16 protein-coding genes are annotated in these 18596 nt (G+C 42.8%); 15 read left to right on the forward strand and 1 reads right to left on the reverse strand.

Going from position 1 to position 18596, the window contains the following annotated elements; translation table 11 throughout:
* From AC59IL_RS25320 to AC59IL_RS25330, 3 genes are all read left to right on the forward strand, one after another.
* Window positions 1–2196, forward strand: coding sequence for an alpha-galactosidase (locus AC59IL_RS25320; protein ID WP_496555006.1), 2196 nt, complete (start codon window positions 1–3; stop codon window positions 2194–2196).
* 171 nt (window positions 2197–2367) lie between these two features.
* A complete protein-coding gene (locus AC59IL_RS25325) occupies window positions 2368–2544 on the forward strand; it encodes a hypothetical protein (protein WP_496555007.1) in 177 nt (58 codons plus the stop codon).
* Between the two features lie 436 nt (window positions 2545–2980).
* Window positions 2981–3988 (forward strand): non-reducing end alpha-L-arabinofuranosidase family hydrolase, encoded by a 1008-nt coding sequence (locus AC59IL_RS25330; RefSeq protein ID WP_496555008.1) that lies wholly within the window; start codon window positions 2981–2983, stop codon window positions 3986–3988.
* A 49-nt stretch (window positions 3989–4037) separates the two neighbouring features.
* Here the strand turns inward: AC59IL_RS25330 and AC59IL_RS25335 are convergent, their stop codons facing one another.
* Window positions 4038–6257: a glycoside hydrolase family 18 protein gene (locus tag AC59IL_RS25335; RefSeq protein WP_496555009.1), complete on the reverse strand. Its 2220-nt coding sequence runs from the start codon at window positions 6255–6257 to the stop codon at window positions 4038–4040.
* A 243-nt stretch (window positions 6258–6500) separates the two neighbouring features.
* Here AC59IL_RS25335 and AC59IL_RS25340 point away from each other — a divergent pair, with 243 nt between their 5' ends.
* The 12 genes from AC59IL_RS25340 (at window position 6501) to AC59IL_RS25395 (ending at window position 18554) form a co-directional block, all read left to right on the forward strand.
* On the forward strand, window positions 6501–7061 hold the full coding sequence (locus tag AC59IL_RS25340) for a Pvc16 family protein (protein WP_496555010.1): 561 nt from the start codon (window positions 6501–6503) through the stop codon (window positions 7059–7061).
* Between the two features lie 20 nt (window positions 7062–7081).
* A complete protein-coding gene (locus tag AC59IL_RS25345; protein WP_496555011.1) occupies window positions 7082–7912 on the forward strand; it encodes a hypothetical protein in 831 nt (276 codons plus the stop codon).
* Window positions 7913–7942: 30 nt separating this feature from the next.
* Window positions 7943–9604, forward strand: a complete 1662-nt coding sequence (locus AC59IL_RS25350; RefSeq protein WP_496555012.1) for a phage tail sheath family protein — start codon at window positions 7943–7945, stop codon at window positions 9602–9604.
* 61 nt (window positions 9605–9665) lie between these two features.
* A complete protein-coding gene (locus AC59IL_RS25355) occupies window positions 9666–10124 on the forward strand; it encodes a phage tail protein (protein ID WP_496555013.1) in 459 nt (152 codons plus the stop codon).
* Window positions 10124–10591 (forward strand): phage tail protein, encoded by a 468-nt coding sequence (locus AC59IL_RS25360; RefSeq protein WP_496555014.1) that lies wholly within the window; start codon window positions 10124–10126, stop codon window positions 10589–10591. Before AC59IL_RS25355 ends, AC59IL_RS25360 begins: the two co-directional genes overlap by 1 nt.
* Before the next feature lie 23 nt (window positions 10592–10614).
* On the forward strand, window positions 10615–10776 hold the full coding sequence (locus AC59IL_RS25365) for a DUF5908 family protein (protein ID WP_496555015.1): 162 nt from the start codon (window positions 10615–10617) through the stop codon (window positions 10774–10776).
* Between the two features lies 1 nt (window position 10777).
* Complete coding sequence (locus tag AC59IL_RS25370) at window positions 10778–11449, forward strand: CIS tube protein (RefSeq protein WP_496555016.1); 672 nt, start codon at window positions 10778–10780, stop codon at window positions 11447–11449.
* A gap of 8 nt (window positions 11450–11457) precedes the next feature.
* On the forward strand, window positions 11458–13257 hold the full coding sequence (vgrG, locus tag AC59IL_RS25375; RefSeq protein ID WP_496555017.1) for a type VI secretion system tip protein VgrG: 1800 nt from the start codon (window positions 11458–11460) through the stop codon (window positions 13255–13257).
* A gap of 10 nt (window positions 13258–13267) precedes the next feature.
* Window positions 13268–13570 carry a PAAR domain-containing protein gene (locus AC59IL_RS25380; RefSeq protein WP_496555018.1) on the forward strand — a complete coding sequence of 101 codons (303 nt, stop codon included), beginning with the start codon at window positions 13268–13270 and terminating at the stop codon, window positions 13568–13570.
* 3 nt (window positions 13571–13573) lie between these two features.
* Complete coding sequence (locus AC59IL_RS25385; RefSeq protein WP_496555019.1) at window positions 13574–13993, forward strand: GPW/gp25 family protein; 420 nt, start codon at window positions 13574–13576, stop codon at window positions 13991–13993.
* Between the two features lie 40 nt (window positions 13994–14033).
* Entirely contained in the window at window positions 14034–17765 is a 3732-nt protein-coding gene (locus tag AC59IL_RS25390; RefSeq protein ID WP_496555020.1) for a baseplate J/gp47 family protein, read from the forward strand.
* A gap of 6 nt (window positions 17766–17771) precedes the next feature.
* The gene (locus AC59IL_RS25395; RefSeq protein ID WP_496555021.1) at window positions 17772–18554 is read left to right on the forward strand and encodes a hypothetical protein; all 783 of its coding nucleotides are present in this window, start codon (window positions 17772–17774) and stop codon (window positions 18552–18554) included.
* The last annotated feature ends 42 nt before the right edge of the window (window positions 18555–18596 follow it).

Genomic DNA, 18596 nt, shown 5'->3' on the forward strand with positions numbered 1-18596 from the left:
ATGTCATTACGTACCATTTCATGCATAACCATTATCACCTTATCATCCTTTGTACATCAAAACGCATTTTCGCAAAATGTTACTATTCCGTTAGAAACGCTTCACAACGCGCTGGTGCTGCAAACCAACAGCAACAACAACCTGAATATTGTTTACCTCGGGCCTAAACTTCAGGATAAAAAAGAGTATGAATCTATAACGGCCTTATATAAACAAACCAGCGATTATACCGGTGTTGCCAATGCCGCCTATGCTGCTTCGGGCTCACGCAATTTATTTGAGCCGGCAATAGCTGTTACCCACGCCGATGGTAATAATTCACTCGACCTGCAATACGTGCGGCATGAATCAAAAAAGCTCGATGAAAACATATCTTTATTGACAGTAGTATTGAAAGATCCTGTATACAATTTTGAAGTGCAGTTATTTTATAAAACATTTTTCAATGAAGATGTTACAGAACAATGGAGCGAAATCAGGCATAACGAAAAGGGCAATGTAGTGTTACAAAAATTTGCCTCGGCCGGCTTATACCTTAAATCTGAAAGCTTTTGGCTGCGGCAATACCATGGCGATTGGGCCAAAGAAATGCAGCCCGAAGAAACCCGGCTTACGCATGGCATTAAAACGCTCGATTCAAAACTGGGTACGCGCGCCGATCTGTTTCAACCGCCTGTATTTATGGTTTCGCTCAACAAACCAGCTACAGAAGACGAAGGGGCTGTGTTGTACGGCGCTTTGGAATGGAGCGGCAACTTCAGGATCGACCTTGAGCTCGATAACCAGGACAACCTGCGCATCATTGCCGGCGTGAACAACCATGCATCACCCTATACATTAAAACCCGGTGAAGTGTTTACTACGCCTGCGTTTTTGTCGGTATTGTCGTTGAAAGGAAAAGGCGACGCCAGCCGCAAGCTGCATGCCTGGGCGCGCAACTATAAGCTGCTTGATGGAAAAGGTTCGCGACTTACTTTATTGAACAACTGGGAATCGACTTATTTTGATTTCAATGAAACGCGCTTAAAAGCGCTGTTGAAAGATACCAAAGAACTGGGAGTTGATCTTTTTCTGCTCGACGATGGCTGGTTTGCCAATAAATACCCCCGTAATAATGATGATGCCGGTTTGGGCGACTGGCAGGAAAATAAAACAAAATTACCCAATGGTATTGCTTCCCTCGTAAGCGAAGCGCAGGCTAATGCCGTGAAATTTGGTATCTGGATCGAACCTGAAATGGTGAACCCGCGCAGTGAGCTATATGAAAAACATCCCGACTGGGTAGTGAAACAACCCAACCGCAGCGAATATTATTTCAGGAACCAGCTGGTGCTTGACCTGAGCAACCCGCAGGTGCAACAATTTGTTTACAACGCCATCGACAACCTGTTTACAAAAAATCCGCAGCTGGCTTACATAAAATGGGACTGCAATGCCGTAGTATACAATGCCTACTCGGCTCATTTAACCAACCAGTCGCATTTTTATGTGCAATATGTGCAGGGGTTGTATGCGGTATTGCAAAGGATCAGGAAAAAATACCCAACTGTGCCCATGATGTTATGTTCGGGTGGGGGAGGCCGTGTTGACTATGCGGCGCTGCAATACTTCACCGAATTCTGGCCCAGCGATAATACCGATCCGCTGGAACGTATCTTTATGCAATGGGAATATTCCTATTTCTATCCCGCCATCAGTTCGGCCAACCACGTAACCGATTGGGGAAAGCAACCCATCAAATATCGAACTGATGTGGCGATGATGGGTAAGCTGGGTTTTGATATTGTGGTGAATAAGCTGAGTGAAAAAGACCTCCGGTTTTGCCAGGATGCCCTCAAAACGTATAACACCATCAAACAAATTATCTGGCAGGGCGATCAATACCGTTTGCAGGACCCGGTGAATAATGGTGTGGCCGCCATGTTATACCTCAATGAACAAAAAACGGCTGGTGTTATCTTCAATTATCTTGTGAGCAACCGGTATGGTGCGGGCAGCGCATTGCCCATTCGTATGAAAGGTCTTGACCCGCAAAAGCGATATATGCTCAGGGAGCTAAACCTTTACCCCGGCACCGCTTCTGCCATCAACAACAACAAAACCTACACCGGCGAATTTCTGATGACGATCGGTTATAATCCCGACGTAAACGCAAACAGAACAAGTGTGGTGCTGGAGCTGAAAGCAGTGGAGTAAGCAATCAGATAAGAATTTAAACGGTTTAAAGTGCTATTGTTAAAGATTTATTAATGCGTTTATATCCTGCGTCTTAGCATTTCATTAATAAACTTCCGGCCTTTTGCGCCTTCTATTAGTACATACAAGCAAAACGCTTACAGTAATTAAAAACACTTTAAAACATCTTATATGAAAACGATCTTTACGCTTACGACAATTGTACTGATAGTAATTGCAAGCCTGGTTAGTTTTGTTCTTTTTATGCATGAACAGTATGCTTATTCAGCCCTGCTTACTTTAACAAGTTTTCTTTCTGGTGCATTATGGATTCATGTTCTCGGTAGTAAAAAAGTAGTATTAAGCTAATGTAAGTTCTCTTCTTTTCAGGTATATAAAGGTTTAAGAGGCTGTATCATCAGGATGCAGCCTTTTTTTGTCGTATGTGGATTTGCGTCCTGGGCCTTTGCGCGAAATCCTTGCCAGAAAGGCCGGAAGAAACCAGCCTTTGTGGTAAGGGTAACCTGTATGATTATTCAAAACAACAATCATTCATCCTAATGAAGAGGCTGCAAATAGCCCGCTTTTTTTTCGCATAACCCATAGAAATAATTGGAAAAAACAGTATAAAAAAAGATTATAAGTCATTTCTGAAATACGAAACGGATAAAAAAATTTTATCTGTTTAAGGGTATTGTTCTTTTCATGTGCCTTGATATATACGTTACCCATACCGGTTATCACAAACCGATCGGGGTAGCTATTTTTTAGGATTGCCATTTGAAAACAGATAAACAATACTATTATGCTAACGATGCTTGCAAAACCAATCGTGGTAACAGCGATTGCTGCCATTTCAACCATGTTCATGCAACCGCTTACAGGTTGCGCTAAAAAAGAAAAAACCAATGTAACCGAAACACAGCCACAAACTGAAGCCACTACCTGGAATGTGGGAGCAAGATGCTTTTTCGACGGACCCTCCGGTGCGTTTGATGACATTGCCGTGAAAGATCCTTCCTTAATTTATTCAGGTAGCCGCTGGCACCTGTTTTATACCGGCACCAATGGAAGCGTGTGGAAGATCGGTTATGCTTCGGCCACCACAATCGATGGATTAAAAAACTCAAGCCACACACTGGTCAGCAGTATTGGCTCGGGTGGGGGACTGGCCGCTCCACAGGTGTTTTATTTTCCCGTTAAAGGCAAATGGTTCCTGATATACCAGAACGGAACTGCGCCGGCTTTTTCAACCAATACTGATGTGGCCAACCCGGCTGGTTGGACGGCAGTAAGAACGATGGGCTTTGCCGATGGTGGTATCGATTACTGGTGTATCTCCGACGGCACCAATGTGTATTTGTTTTATGCTGCCAATGATGGTTCGCACACCATCAAACGGCGCTGGACCACTGTGACCAATTTTCCGTACAGCTGGTCAGCATCGGAAGTGATCGCCACCAATACATTTGAAGCACCGCATGTGTATAGAAATAAAGCCGATGGAAAATATTATATGGTGGTGGAAGATATGGGCGCCAGCAGGTGGCAGGAGTTATGGACGGCCACCAGTCCCGGCGGCACCTTTACAAAAGTGAACGAACAATGGGCCTATAAAGGGAACCTTGTTTATAAGTCGGACCATTGGACAGACCAGGTATCGCATGTAGAGTTGATTCGTTCGGGGACCAATGAAAGACTGGAGATCGATAATATTAATCAATGCCAGATGATCATACAGGGCGTAGTTGATGGCAGCTATCCGAATTATATTAGTATTCCCTATGATCTTGGTGTGATACAGAATTATTAAAACCTCACCCCAACCCCTCTCCTTAAGGAGAGGGGCCAGGGGTGAGGTTCTATGGCTCATTTTCGCTTTTTACCAATTTAAATACGCCATAATACAAAGTGGCTGAGCCAAACAGCATGCCTGCAAAAATAATAGCAGGCAAAAACAACCGGGGCAATTGAGTACAGTCGCCTGTATGCATACTATTATTGAAATCGAAGAACAAGGCAGTAGATAGAATCAATAAATTCAATGATACTATCGAAGCGATCTCTGTTTTTGAGCGCAGCTTCCATGCCTGTCCATTTGCCCTGGTGTTGTTAAAATAATAAGCAAGGGTGGCGATGAATAGTATAAGTATAAGCAAACTGATGTGAAGCATTACCCTTTTAACCGCCGACCTGAATGCAATCAGGTACATTTTGTTTTTTTCGAATAAAGCGCCTGTTGAATCCCTGCTTACTGCCTCGTTGCCAAAGTACGACTGGTAATACAATATATCGGTTTTTGTTAATTTCTTTTGCAGTAAAGAATCAAAATAATGATTGGTTTGTAATCCTGTATCGGCTAACTGGCACAGACATGAGTTGGTAAACAGGCGCTTTAATTTTTGCCACACAGTGGCTTCTGCACTGAGAATGCCATAACAATTACTTGTTCCAAGCGCTATCATGGCCTTTCTTATAATGGCATCCTGCTGTACATTGTTCCCCAATAAACAACTATCGTAACGGATGACCGGCCTGTCTGTATTGGGTGTTACGGTAAAAAATGCATTGGCAATTCCATTCCAGATGCTTGCATATCCGATAGCGGCGCTTTTTTTCAGGGGCTCAATAGCGATTCCGCCGAAATGGTTTTGCAAAATAAAATTGTATTTATCGTTTAGTGTGGATGCATCATCGTACCAGATTTCATTGGTAACTGCTCCGTTTAAATCGCTCACGTCGGCGTATATGCTGGCTGAAAGGCTGTCGTAATACAATGAGTCGGCGTAGGATTCACTAATTTCATCAAGCGTGTGATAATGTGAGGTGTAATTATTTTTATGAAAAGAAAAGTTTACACCATAATAAGGTATTGATACAATAAGCTTCTGAAAAGGAACTGTTGAATTTAAAAAGCGGCTGGCGGCTGCCTGCATGCTGTTGGCGGGTCCGTTCAGCGAAATTACCGGCCCGGTAGTGCTGGTGTTTTTCTGGCTGGTAAAATCTAAAATAAAATGTTTTACGGGGAGTTTGTTCAGGGCATCGATATCATATCCATTATTTTTGTCAAATGTCGGAAGGGTTACTGTAAGCAGCGCTGTTTTTTGTGCCAGCAGTTCGATAAATGAAACGAGGTTATTGCTGTGATTGTAGTCTACATCAGTGAGCATTACATTTACTCCATCGATGCTGCCGTTAGACATCAGCAGTATCAGGTCTTCTGCAACTTTTTGTTGCCAGGCGTCATTGGTTAAAAAGGAACTTGTGGTCGCCTTGTTAGCCGTAGTCAGTGACAATAAGATGCGGCATTTGTTGGCTCTGGCTGTTGTAAGCACCCGGTTGTTTTTTATATTTCCGGTGCATATGTCCAGTGCATTTTTATCTCCTATATCGTACCCGTTAAAAATGATATTATTTAATATGTTGAAATTGAAGTCAAGATAGTTTTGATTCATATAAGCGCTGCTGAAGCAATAGATATCTGCTTTGCGGGTTATTTTCATTTTTGCGCTATCGGTTTTTTGCCTGGTATAATAAAAAACCGAACGCAGCAGGTTCACTGAATCCGGCGCCGACGAATTGGACTTTGCATTACCTTTTATAAGTTTATTCTGAATGATGGGTAATATTTTTTCTGCGAGCGCAAAAATTTCTTCATCGGTAGGCGGCTGCGCAAAGGCATTCAGTTGTTTATAAATGGAATCGTTGTTTTTTCGGGCAATTAGTTTAAGGGTGTCTATTTTTTGTAACAGCAGGTTATAATTCATGTCACCGCTGTCTTTTATCGAGCTCAGTGCGGTTGTTAACAAAACAACATTTGCTTTGGTAGCGCTGATCGAATCTTTAATGCCCAGGTTTTGTATAACCTGCATAATGGCATTCTTCTGTTTTAGCTGTGCGTATTTTTTGAATTTAAACACTTCGGCTATTCGGCTGAACAAGCCCGGTGGCACTTTAATGGGAAGTGTATCCGCTGTTAATGGAGCATTAGTGTGAACAGGGGAGTTGTAATTCGCGAATGATGTATTACAAAAAAAATACAGGAAGATAAAGCTGCATATTAAAATGCTCTTTCGTTTCATGAATAAAAAGTAGTGATTTATTTTTTTTAAAAAAAATTTGATAATAATCATTATCCTGTTTACTTTTAATCGTCGGTTGTTTTTAACGGATAGACTCTCCTCAGTTTCCTGTTAATTTTTTTTATCCTCTTTATCTCAGCGTTTTTGTCTGTGTATTCTTATGAATACCAGCAATGACCCGCATTTTATTGTTTACCGGTTGTTTTTGTTAACAGCCGGGTGGGTATATAATGTAGTTATGTTATGATCTATGAATCATTATCGTGCGTAACCAAAGAAATGAACGAGTACCTGCGTGCCTGGTTAAAGGTTAGTGAAGATAAAGTGATCATTTCAGGCATTGTAAACCAGGATGGCACTGTGGCCATTCCCGGCGAAAATAAAGTGGTGTGTACATTGCTGAATATTGAAAAAGAATCGTTTGCCAAAAGCATCAGTCAGCCGGCGCCGGTAAATAAAGTGTCATCTGCAGCAACCAGTGCAGTGAACATTAACCTGTTCATTTTATTTGCTGCCTATTTCGGCAGTAATAACTATGCCGAAGCATTGAGGTTTATATCGTTTGTTATTTCTTTTTTTCAGCAAAAGAATGTGTTTACGAGGCAAAATGCACCCGGCCTCGATGGGGCTATTGAAAAACTGGTATTTGAAATTGAAAATATAAGTGCCGACCGGCTTAATAATATGTGGGCTACAATAGGCGCCAAATATATGCCGTCGGTTGTTTATAAAATGCGGATGATCACGTTTGCCGGTACAGCTATCAATGAGCTGAGGCCGGTTATTTCAGACGTAAACAGGTAGCGTTGTTCGCTTTGACGATTATGAAAGCGTGTTTCAAAAATTTATTCGGTGTTTCTTTTGAGCATGAATATTTCGCAGGTGGTGTATTTACAGGTTTGCAGGCAAGGCCTGATCGTGAAACAGCGGAATTATTATTGAAGAACGGATTGTTGTTCAAGCCGAACAGCAACGGCTTTTTTATTCTGTATGATACGTTTCATGCAGGTAAAGAAAGAACAGCTTCAGCAGTGCAAAACAGCCGGTTGACAGTAAGATTTCAGGTATCGCTTACCGATCAGCATTTCTTTAATTATACAACCGATTTTGGCGCCGACATCGGGGTGTTTAATTTTTTATTTACCAACTGGCCGGGCATAAATTGTCCTGCTGAAAAAGGCAACAACCTGCACCGGGATAAATATGTATCATCAAAGGAGCTTACCGTAAGGAACGATGCAGATGGCAGATTGTTTGGTAATATAATTATTACGATAGATAGCGGCCTGCAACCTGACTATTATATCAGGTTTACACAAAAGCCCCTGTATATAAGATATTTTCTGGTGAGCCCTGTTTATTATTCATTAAATCAGCCGGCTATTGTGGATGGCAGCAGCCGGTATTCATTTTCCGATGCGGCTAAGGTTACTTTAACGAATGGAGCCAATGCAATATATTTTTTGTGCAACAATGCCATTCAATTCAATAATAAAGAAAAATCAAATTTTAACCTTGTAGAAAACTACGAAAAAGAAACTGGTAAATATAAACTCGTAAGATCGGGATTGCCCCTGCCCGATATACGGGCTGTTTCAAAGGCGCTTGAAGAAGATAACAGCGCCGGTAAATTTTATTCGGATATTTTTCTTTAATCATACTAATAACCTAAACCTGTAGAACTTATGGCTACTACATTAATGACGCCGGGAGTGTACATAGAGGAAAAAAATGCGTTTCCGGGCTCCGTGGTTGCTGTTGAAACAGCGGTGCCCGTTTTTATTGGCTACACACAAAAAGCTGAACGAAATGGAAAATCCTTAACAGGCATACCAACCCGCATCACTTCATTTGCCGAATATGCGCTGTATTTCGGAGGCGCATTCAAACCGGTTTTTTCAATTGCTGCAGCGCCGGCATCAGGACAGCAACCTGCAGATCCTGCTCAACCCGCACAGGGCGCAGCTCCTTCCAAAGCAGCTGTAAAACTAAAGATCAATGGTCAGGATAAAATACTGGACCTGAAAGCCGATAACATTGCCTATTTCTATAACAGCATCAGGTTGTTCTTTGCCAATGGCGGTGGTAATTGTTATATTCTTTCTGTTGGTACGTATGGCGAAAGTAAAGATGGACTTCAGATCAAGGCCGAAGATATTATTGGCAACGATTCAAAGCCATCTGTTTTTGAAGTGCTTAAAAAAGAATACGAGCCTACGCTGGTGGTAATACCCGATATGATTGCGTTGGGTGCAGCTTGTTATGTGAGCGTGTATACACAGGTGCTTAAACATTGTGGTGAAATGCAAAGCCGCTTCGGCATTTTTGACCTCGTGCAGCAAACACCAACCGACACTACCAGTGAGATTGTTGAAGAGTTCAGGGACCAGATCGGCATCAACAATCTTAATTACGGAGCTGCTTATTATCCCTGGTTAAAAACTACCATTGTGCAGCCTTCGGAGGTCACTTTTCAGAATATCGATATCGATGTATTGGATGCCACTGCTATGGCCGCCCTGCTGCCCGAATCTGCCGTTGCAGATATCATCAATAAAATGATCAGAAAGCTGAAAGAGAAGAAGGTGAACGCAACACAGAACCCTCCATTGCAGGGACAGGCACTGGATACGGCTATTGCCGGTGCAACGCTTACCGACGATGAAAAAAAATTAGATAATAACGATGCGCTGCATTTACATCAGTCGCTCAAAGCAGCCAGTCCAACTTATGCTTACATATTGCAGGAACTGGCCGAAAAATTAAATGAGCTGCCGCCTGCAGGCGCTATTGCCGGTATCTACTCTTTTGTCGACAGTTCAAGAGGTGTATGGAAATCTCCGGCCAATGTTTCGGTGAACATGGTTACCGCGCCATCGGTGAATATTTCAAACCAGGAACAGGAAAAACTGAACGTCGATGTAATGGCTGGTAAATCAATTAATGTAATACGACCCTTCCCCGGTATCGGTTCCCTGATCTGGGGCGCAAGAACGCTCGACGGCAATAGTCAGGACTGGCGTTACGTAAACGTAAGGCGAACAATTATTATGATTGAGCAATCGATTAAACTGGCTGTTCGCTCCTATGTATTTGAGCCAAACGATAACTCAACCTGGATCACCATAAGCAGTATGATCACCAATTTTTTGACTAATTTATGGAAGCAGGGGGCTCTGGCAGGCGCAGCCGCTGAACAGGCCTTTGAAGTACAAATTGGCCTCGGATCAACAATGACGCCTGTTGATATTCTCGACGGTATAATGAGGATCACTGTAAAATTAGCTATTGTAAGGCCGGCTGAGTTTATCGTTATCACCTTCCAGCAACAACAACAGCAATCCTGATAACATCACCAATACATTTTTAAACCCCAAACAAATACATTAACCCTAAAAAATAATTTTTATGGCAGATGACGGTTCAGTACAATCGCAGGCCACGTGGCCGCTCGTACGTTTTCAGTTTCAGGTAAAATGGGACAGCACAGAGCTCGTATTTCAGGAAGTAACCGGTTTAAATATCGAAACACAGGTAATTGAATACCGCGGTGGCAACAGCAAAGCATTTGCTCCTGTAAAAATGCCCGGCCTTCAAAAGTTTGGTAACATAACGCTGAAGAAAGGTATGTTCAAAGGCGACAATGCTTTGTGGAAACAGTTTACCACTGTAAAGATGAACACCTATAAAAGATCTACCATCGTTATTAGCTTGCTCGATGAGGCCAATGGCGTAGCCATGAGCTGGAATTTAACCAATGCATTTCCCAGTAAGATCACGATTACCGATATGAAGGCAGATGCCAACGAAGCTGCGGTAGAATCCATTGAAATTGTACATGAAGGCTTAACGCTTGCAGGTAAATAATGCGACCCAAGGAATACTTTTATGATTATCCCTTGCTGGGCTTTTATTTCAAAGTGGCTATCAGTGGTTTTTCTGGCAATGCTTATGAATGTAATTTTCAGGAAGTCAGCGGCATCAGCGTAAAGCTGGGCCTTGAGCAGATAAAAGAAGGCGGGGAGAACCAGCTGGTGCATAAATTGCCATCGCACCCGGCATATGAAAACCTCGTGCTAAAACGAGGCATGTTTTTGTACGACAGCAGTCAGGGCCTTTTAAAATGGGTGCAGGATACCCTCACCAATTTTACGTTTACGCCAAAGGAAGCCGATATTATGCTGCTCGATGAAAATGCCGAGATACTGGCTTCATGGAATTTTAAAAAAGTATTTCCGGTTGCGCTGAAGGTGGGTGATTTCAATGCCAGGCAGGATGCCGTGCTGATTGAAACAATGGAACTGAGTTACGATTATTTCACAAGGACCAAATAAACGGCTCATGCAAAACAACAGGTATGCCGCTTGAAATAAAAGAACTGGTAATACGGGTAAATATAGAGGAAAATGCAGCAGGCGATAATGCCGAAGGGCAGGATATGGCCGAACTGAAGAAGATCATCATCAAAGAATGTATGGACAAATTGTTGCAACTACTCGAGAACCATTTACAGCGCTGATATGCCCAACCTGGTTAAATTAAAGATCGAATCTTTTTCAAAGCCTGAATGTGATGCGGGTTCCCTGCTTAAACAAATTACAGCCGTAGTTAATCCTGATAGTTATTCAAGAGATTATAAAGTTAACTACGATAATCCCGAAATAATCGGCGATGCAGGCAATGCCAGTTTTTTTGCGGGCATGGGGGTAACCACGTTTGCGTTAAAGCGACTGGTGGTAGATGGCACAGGAGTAATTCCAATTCCTGGTGCCAATAGTGTGGATGATTATATAAAAAAGTTCAGTGATGTTGTTTATAATTACCAGGGCACTATGCACCGCCCGGCTTACTTAAAAATAACCTGGGGCAGTTTAACGGTTATTGGTGTGTGCACTTCCGTGAAAGTAGATTATAAGCTATTCAAACCCGATGGAACGGCGTTGAGGGCATTTATCGATCTTACAGTGATCGAAAGTACCGATCTGGCCACCATTGCAAAAGAAGCGGGTAAAAGCAGTCCTGATGTTACACATGAAAGAATTGTAAAAGCAGGCGATACGCTTCCGTTGATGGCTTACCAGATCTATGGCGACAGTTCAATGTATGTAATGGTAGCTGAGGCCAATAACCTGAATAGCTTCATGGATATAAAACCAGGCGATAAAATATTTTTTCCACCTATTAAAACCTGAGAACAATTATGCCGGCTCCTTCTCCTGTTGCTGGGGTAAAGCAGCTAAGCATCAGTTTTAGCATTACAGTGAACGGCGCACCCATTAAAGATACCAATGCGGTTACTGCTATAAACGTGTTTCACGAAGTAAACCGGATTTCCTATGCCGAAATAGTGCTGGTGGGCGATAGTGTTACCTCTGACAAACTTCCTATAACAGATGGGAACGATTTTTTGCCCGGCAACAATATTGTAATATCAGTTGCCTATGGCGATAATACAAAGGTTCCCATATTTACCGGCGTAATCGTTAAGCATGGTATTGAGGTCAATGCATCTTCTACGATCAATTTAAAACTGCTTTGCAAACATGCTGCGGTAAGCATGACCTTCAATCAAAAAGAAGCCTTGTTTACATCGAAAACCGACAGCGACCTGATACAAAGCATTTGCAGCAAATATGGATTGAGTTGCACGGTCGATAGTACAAGCGCACAGCTGGAAGCCATGTTTCAGAAGTTGGGAACAGACTGGGATTTTGTATTGGCCCGTGCCGAAGTGAATGGCTTTATCATAACAATGGATGGCGATAAAATGAAGATCGGTAAACCGGTTTTTACCGGTGAACCTGTTTTGCGTATTGCCATTGGTGAATCGATCATTTCGTTCAGTGCCGAATTAAATGCCGAAAAACAACCACCGGGGCTCGATATAAGCGGCTGGAACATTCAGCAGCAGGCGCTCAGTGTAAAAACGGCCAAGGAGCCTGCTGTGAATGCGCAGGGCAATGTAAGCGCCAAAACCTTGTCGGGCAAATTGCAACAGGAGAAAATGAGCATTACAGCAAACATTCCGCTCGATGATGGCAGTTTACAACAATGGGCCGATGCGGCTTTGTTACGCATGCGGCTAAGCGCTTTTAAAGGCCATGTTGTTTTTATTGGCAATGCCTCGGTAAAAACCGGCGACATCATAACACTGCAGGGCGTTGGACAAAAGTTTAACGGCAATGCGTTTGTGGCCGGTGTTACCCATACGCTTGAAAAAGGACGGTGGCGCACCACCGTGAAATTTGGGTTGGAAAATAAACCCATTTCGGCCAAAGCCGATTTTTCGTATTTGCCTGCCATTGGCCAGTTGCCGGCGATACAGGGTTTACAGGTGGGTACGGTAAAAAAATTATCCGGCGATCCGCAAAACCAATCACGCATACAGGTGAAAATTCCATCAGGCGCTACCGATGCAGACGGCATATGGGTGCGTGTGTCGAATTTTTACGCTACGTCAGGTGCAGGCGCGTTTTTTATGCCCGAAGTAGGCGATGAAGTAGTGATCGGTTTTTTGGAAAACGATCCCCGGTACCCCGTAATGCTGGGCGCCTTGTACAGCAGTGTAAAAAAAGCGGCTGTTACTGTTTCGGATGAAAAGAACAATACCAAATCCATTGTAACGAGAGAAAAGCTGAAAATAAATTTCGACGAAGAAAAAAAGGTGATTACCGTAACTACACCGGGTAAAAACAGTATTGAATTAAGCGATGATGGAAAATCAATTACGCTGAAAGATCAGAACAGCAATACGGTTACCCTCGATTCGAATGGCATTACGCTGAAAAGCGCTTCTGATATCAATATAAAAGCAACCGGCGCCTGTAACATCGAGGCCACAGGTGCTATTAGTATTAAGTCGCAGCAGGATGTAAAAACGGCAGGTTTGAATATCAGCAACCAGGCGCAAATGAATTTTGAAGCAAAGGGTAATGTAAACGCCGAGTTGTCGGCATCGGTACAAACTACTGTAAAAGGCGCCATGGTTATGATCAATTAAAATATTATTTATGGGAATGCCCGCGGCAAGAATAACAGATATGCATACATGCCCGTTGAGTACGCCGGGCGTACCGCCTGTACCACATGTAGGCGGGCCAATTATTGGTCCGGGGGTGGCCACTGTATTGATCGCAAAAATGCCTGCATCGGTAGTGGGTGATACCATTACCTGCGTAGGCGTGCCCGACAGTGTGGTGAAAGGATCGGCAACCGTATTCATCAATGGTAGGCCGGCCGCCCGTTTTGGCGATACAACGGCACATGGCGGAACAATAGTGGCAGGCTGTGCCACCGTGTTAATAGGAGGATAAATAATGAAACAGTCTGAAAAATTTTTGGGCGTTGGCTGGAGCTTTCCGCCACGGTTCAACCGGATTACCAATAAAATTGAAATGGTTGGTGCCGAAAAGGATATTGAAGAAAGCATTGCCATTATACTGGCCACTATTCCCGGCGAACGAATTATGCACCCGGATTTTGGTTGTTCGTTGCACAGGCTTGTTTTTGAAAAATCCGATCTGTCGTTTGTAAATGAAATGCACCGGATGATTTACCAGGCGTTGCTGAATTTCGAACCCCGTATAAAAGATATTGATACCGAAGTGTTGCACCGAAAAGAGCTGGATGGCATAGTGCATGTAAAGGTTAGCTATACGATCATAACAACCAACACGAGGCATAATATTGTGTATCCTTTTTATTTTGATGAAGGCACTAATGTTAGTGTAGAGTAGGTATGTAAAGACCCCCAAACAACTAAACCGGGAACCAGTCATGAACAGGTCGATAAGCCAGCATCAGCGATTGATCAAAGAACTGCTGCCGCAATCCCTTAAAATTGACGACAGGGCAGAACACGATATGCTGAAATTTATTACAGATATTTCGGCACTTTATAATTTTTATGATTTTCAAAATAAAAAAGATGGCGACTGGCTGGGCTTTTTGTTAAGGGATTTCTCCATGCTGGTGAATTATGTCATGTGCATCGATTTTAAGGTATATGAGGCGGTGTATCACAAAATATTGACTGGTTTTACAGCAAAGGAAAACGCTGAACAGCTTTTCAACCAGTTACATGATCTGCTGTCTTTCTCCGAAGCGTTCCTTGATGCATTTTTCAATCTGCGGCAGCAACTGAAAAATATTCCACACTCAGATGAAGTATTCCTGTCGCAGATAAATGGTTCGGCTGTAGATTTTCAAAACCTGCGTAACCGGTTAAATGAATTAAAACAACAGGCAAACGAAATCAGGCTACGGTACAACAACGAGGGGGGCGAAACGGCACACGATGAAAATATAAGATGGCAAATTGAAGACGTGCTGCCTGCTATCACCAGGGTATTTCACAGCGCCTATAAGTTGTACAACAATCTGCAGGGGATGGCCGGTTACTATCTTACCAATGATTTCAGTTCAGATGGCGATGTTGAACCGCATATAGCCCTTTTTAGAGTGTTCAGTCATTTGTTTAGTCACCTGCTGGTAAAACTGAATACGATTCCGGTAAAACACCTCGATTATTTTTACAACACCATCCTTGATATAAAATACCGGCCTGCTGTTCCCGACAAAGTGCATATAGTTGCTGAAGTAATTCTCGGTTCCCCGCCTGTACCCGTAAAGCAGGGCATGTTGCTGGAAGCGACAGACCCGCAAACGCAAAAGAAATATGCATACCAGGTTAGTCACGATCAGGAATTGACCGATGCATCGATAAAAGAAATCAGAACCTTATACGTAAGTGATTTTTTGCAAATTGAAAGCAACGACCCCGCTCATCAAAATATTTATGAAGCACAGGTATATAAGGCTGCTTATAATTACAAACAGCCTGCTGCTTTTGTTGAAGAAGTATTGCCCGCGGCTTCCTGGCCTGTGTTGGGTGAGGACCAGCACCCGTTATCGGATAATGAACGCACCATGCATGATACCGATATCGGTTTTATGATCGCTGCGCCGGTATTGTACCAGCGACAAGGGCGCCGCGAATTTTCAATAAGCCTGTATTTCGACAACCCATCCTACTACCAGCTGCAGCAGTATATTGAAAATTTTGCCGAAGTTTCAAACAGGACCATTCAGGTAGAAACACACGATTTGCTGAAAGATGCATTTATCATCAACTATACGGCAGCAAAAGGCTGGGAAACGGTAAATGATCTTATAATAAAGTTGAATAGCGATGCCGGCGGCAGGGGATACCTGTCGATTAATTTTTGTATTGATGAAGGGCAAAAGCCTGTTGACAATTATCAGCAAAAAATACATGGGTATGCTATTGAAACGGCGTGGCCGGTGCTGCGTTGTATCATCAACAACAACAGTTTTCACAATCCATATTCATATCTCAGAAAATTAGTTCCCGAAAAAATTACTATACAGGTAGCTGTTAGTGAGTTTGGATTATTTAACCTGCGCAATAATATAGGTTTGCTAAGCACGGCCGCTCCTTTTCAGGCTTTTGGTGCACAGCCGGTAACCGGCTCCTGGTTTGATATCAGGAACAACAATGTGTTCAATAAATATTTAAAGGCCATTAATGTTGATGTGCACTGGCTCGACCTGCCCGAACAACCTGGAGGGTTTGAACGCTATTATGAAGCCTACAACACCAATTTTAAAACGCAATCTTTCATCGCAGATATATACAACAGCAACGATCCCAAAAAAACAGTAAAGCTGGCGCAGCAGTTATTTTATGATTATCGCAATGCACAGGGAAATGCAGCCGTGAGCCCGGTTTCAAAATTTAGCATTGGCAGGATCGATACAGGCAGATTGGCATTCTCCAATGATTTTATGGCCACGGAACTGACAGCAGAAGAACCCGGCTATGAACAAACAGGTATAAGAATTGAACTGGCCGAACCGGCAGCGGCATTCGGACATAAGGAATATTTAAAAATTTTACCTGAAGTTTTAATCAACAATGCCAAAAAATCTGCCGTTAAACAACCATTACCCAATACGCCTTATACACCGCTGGTAAATCGCCTTACTGCTGATTTTATACAGGAACAAACAATCTGGTTTACCACCGCATCGCCCCATTTTTTTCACATCTATCCATTCGACACTGCTTTGATCTTTCCGGCCCAGGCGGAGCAACCGGTTACCCTGTTACCCGATTTTGATCATAATGCTAACCTGTATATTGGCGTTGAAAATTGCAAGAACGGACAGGAACTGAGCATTTTTATCGAATTGTTTCAGGTTGATTTTTCAAACATCGCATCGGAACCCATTCCGGTACACTGGTACGTTTTACAGGGATCAGGATGGGTATTGTTAAATCATAATCATATCATTTACGACAGTACCAACGGTTTAATGAATTCCGGCATCATACAATTCAAACTGCCTTTTTTAACAGCTAAAGAAACTGGTATAGATCCCGATATGCGATGGCTCAGGGCTTCTGCCAACGCAGCATTGCAATGCCGTGTAAAGGGAATGTTTACCCAGGCTTTTATGGCTGAGCGTGTACCTGAAGCTGCAAATAGTACAACCGGAGACATGATCGTGTTCCCTTTATCAATAAACAGGTTTGCCGAACAGTTACCGGGTATAAAAAAAATATGGCAGTTGTTTCCTTCCTTCGGAGGCATACCACCCGAATCGCAGCAACAATATTATATCCGCGTAAGCGAAATGCTGTGGCATAAGAACAACGCGTTAACCGCCAATGAAATGGCAAAAGCTGTATTAAATGCTTTTCCTGAAATTTTGTTTGTGAAATGTATGCTACCGGTTAACACGCACAACGGGTATGGCGAAGCCGGATTACTGGTATTGGTATTCCCTTATAAAAACGAGGACACAGTCAATCCCGATGAACCGAAAATAGGTTTGTCGAAGCTCAGCGAAGTACAGGCATTTGTACAAAGCAAATTGCCTGATTTTATAAAACCCCTTGCATTGAACCCGGTTTATGAAAAAGTAAAAGTATGCTGTAAAATAAAGTTGCATGAAAGCGCTGAAAACAATCGTACGCAGTTGCTTGCCCGGCTTAACCTTGATATTAAAGAGTATTTGTGTCCATGGTTGTCTGATCAAACCCGTGATATAATTATCGGGCAAAAAATATTACAGGGACATTTATTGCATTTCATCGAAAGTAGGCCCTATGTTTCGTATGTTACCTCGTTTTCGTTGTTGCATTTTTACCAGGAAAGAAATACTTCGGGCGAAAATCTGGCAATAATAAACGATACGGCCATATGGCTTCAGAATAACAGCGGTAATCAAACGGCTGATGACATTAGTATAAGCGCCTCGCTTCCTTACGCCATATTGGTGCCGGCCAATAACCACAATATTGAAGTAATTGAAGATACCGAAATGCAGGCGCCGGCGCCTACGGGCCTTTCGGGGCTTGAGTTTGGAAATGAATTTTCGGTTTTTTATAAAGATGAGGCTATGACGCAGGAAGATGATAGCTGGCAAATTATCGATGACAATGAATACCGGTTTAATATAGTAGTAGATCACATTAATTAGAAAAAAATGAACCCCCTATTAAAAAACCTGAGCCGTGAAGAACTGAAAAGATTCTTTCGCAACGGAAGACTTCCTTCAGAAAAAGATTTTGCGCAGCTGATCGATTCAGGTATTAACAAGCTAGATGATGGTTTTGTAAAAGACGATGCCAATGGCCTTGTTGTTTCATCAACGGGCGGCTCAAAAAAGTTCATCAGTTTTTTTCGCGGAACAGAGGAGGCGGAACCTTTTATGATTTTTGAAAGATCGGTTGAAAACGAAGAAGCGTTGCGGATAACCCCGTTTGTCGAAAACCACGAAGCCGCAACAAATGATAAAAGTTTTTTCTTTCATACAAACGGCAGTATGGGTATTGGAACAACGGCCGGTGAAAAATACAAACTGCAAATAAACAATGGCTTTACAGGCATGTATGCCCGGGCCGGTACCTATGCTACCGACAAGGTGCCTGCTAATGGAAAATGGCACCCTGTAGTAAAATCGCTCGATAACTGCCAGGCCTTTGAAATAGTTGCCCGAACAGGTATTAAACACAGCGGCAAATTTGCCATGATGCATGCCATTGCAGTAAGTGCATTTGGCGGCAAGGCAAAAAATAAAGTAAAAAAAGTTTGTGCCCATTACGGTTTTTTCTGGAACAAACTGAGCGTAAAATGGGGTGGGAGATTACACGACTATTCGCTGTTGTTACGGTCGAATAGTAATTATGGCGATGGCGTATACATTTATTATCATATAACAAAACTTTGGGACGATGCCACTTTTTTACCTGATGAATATTATTATTAGTAACAGGCGCCAGCGCCCTGAATGCAGTAGCGCTAAGAGCAC

It is taken from the genome of Niastella sp. sgz303648, assembly GCF_059587045.1.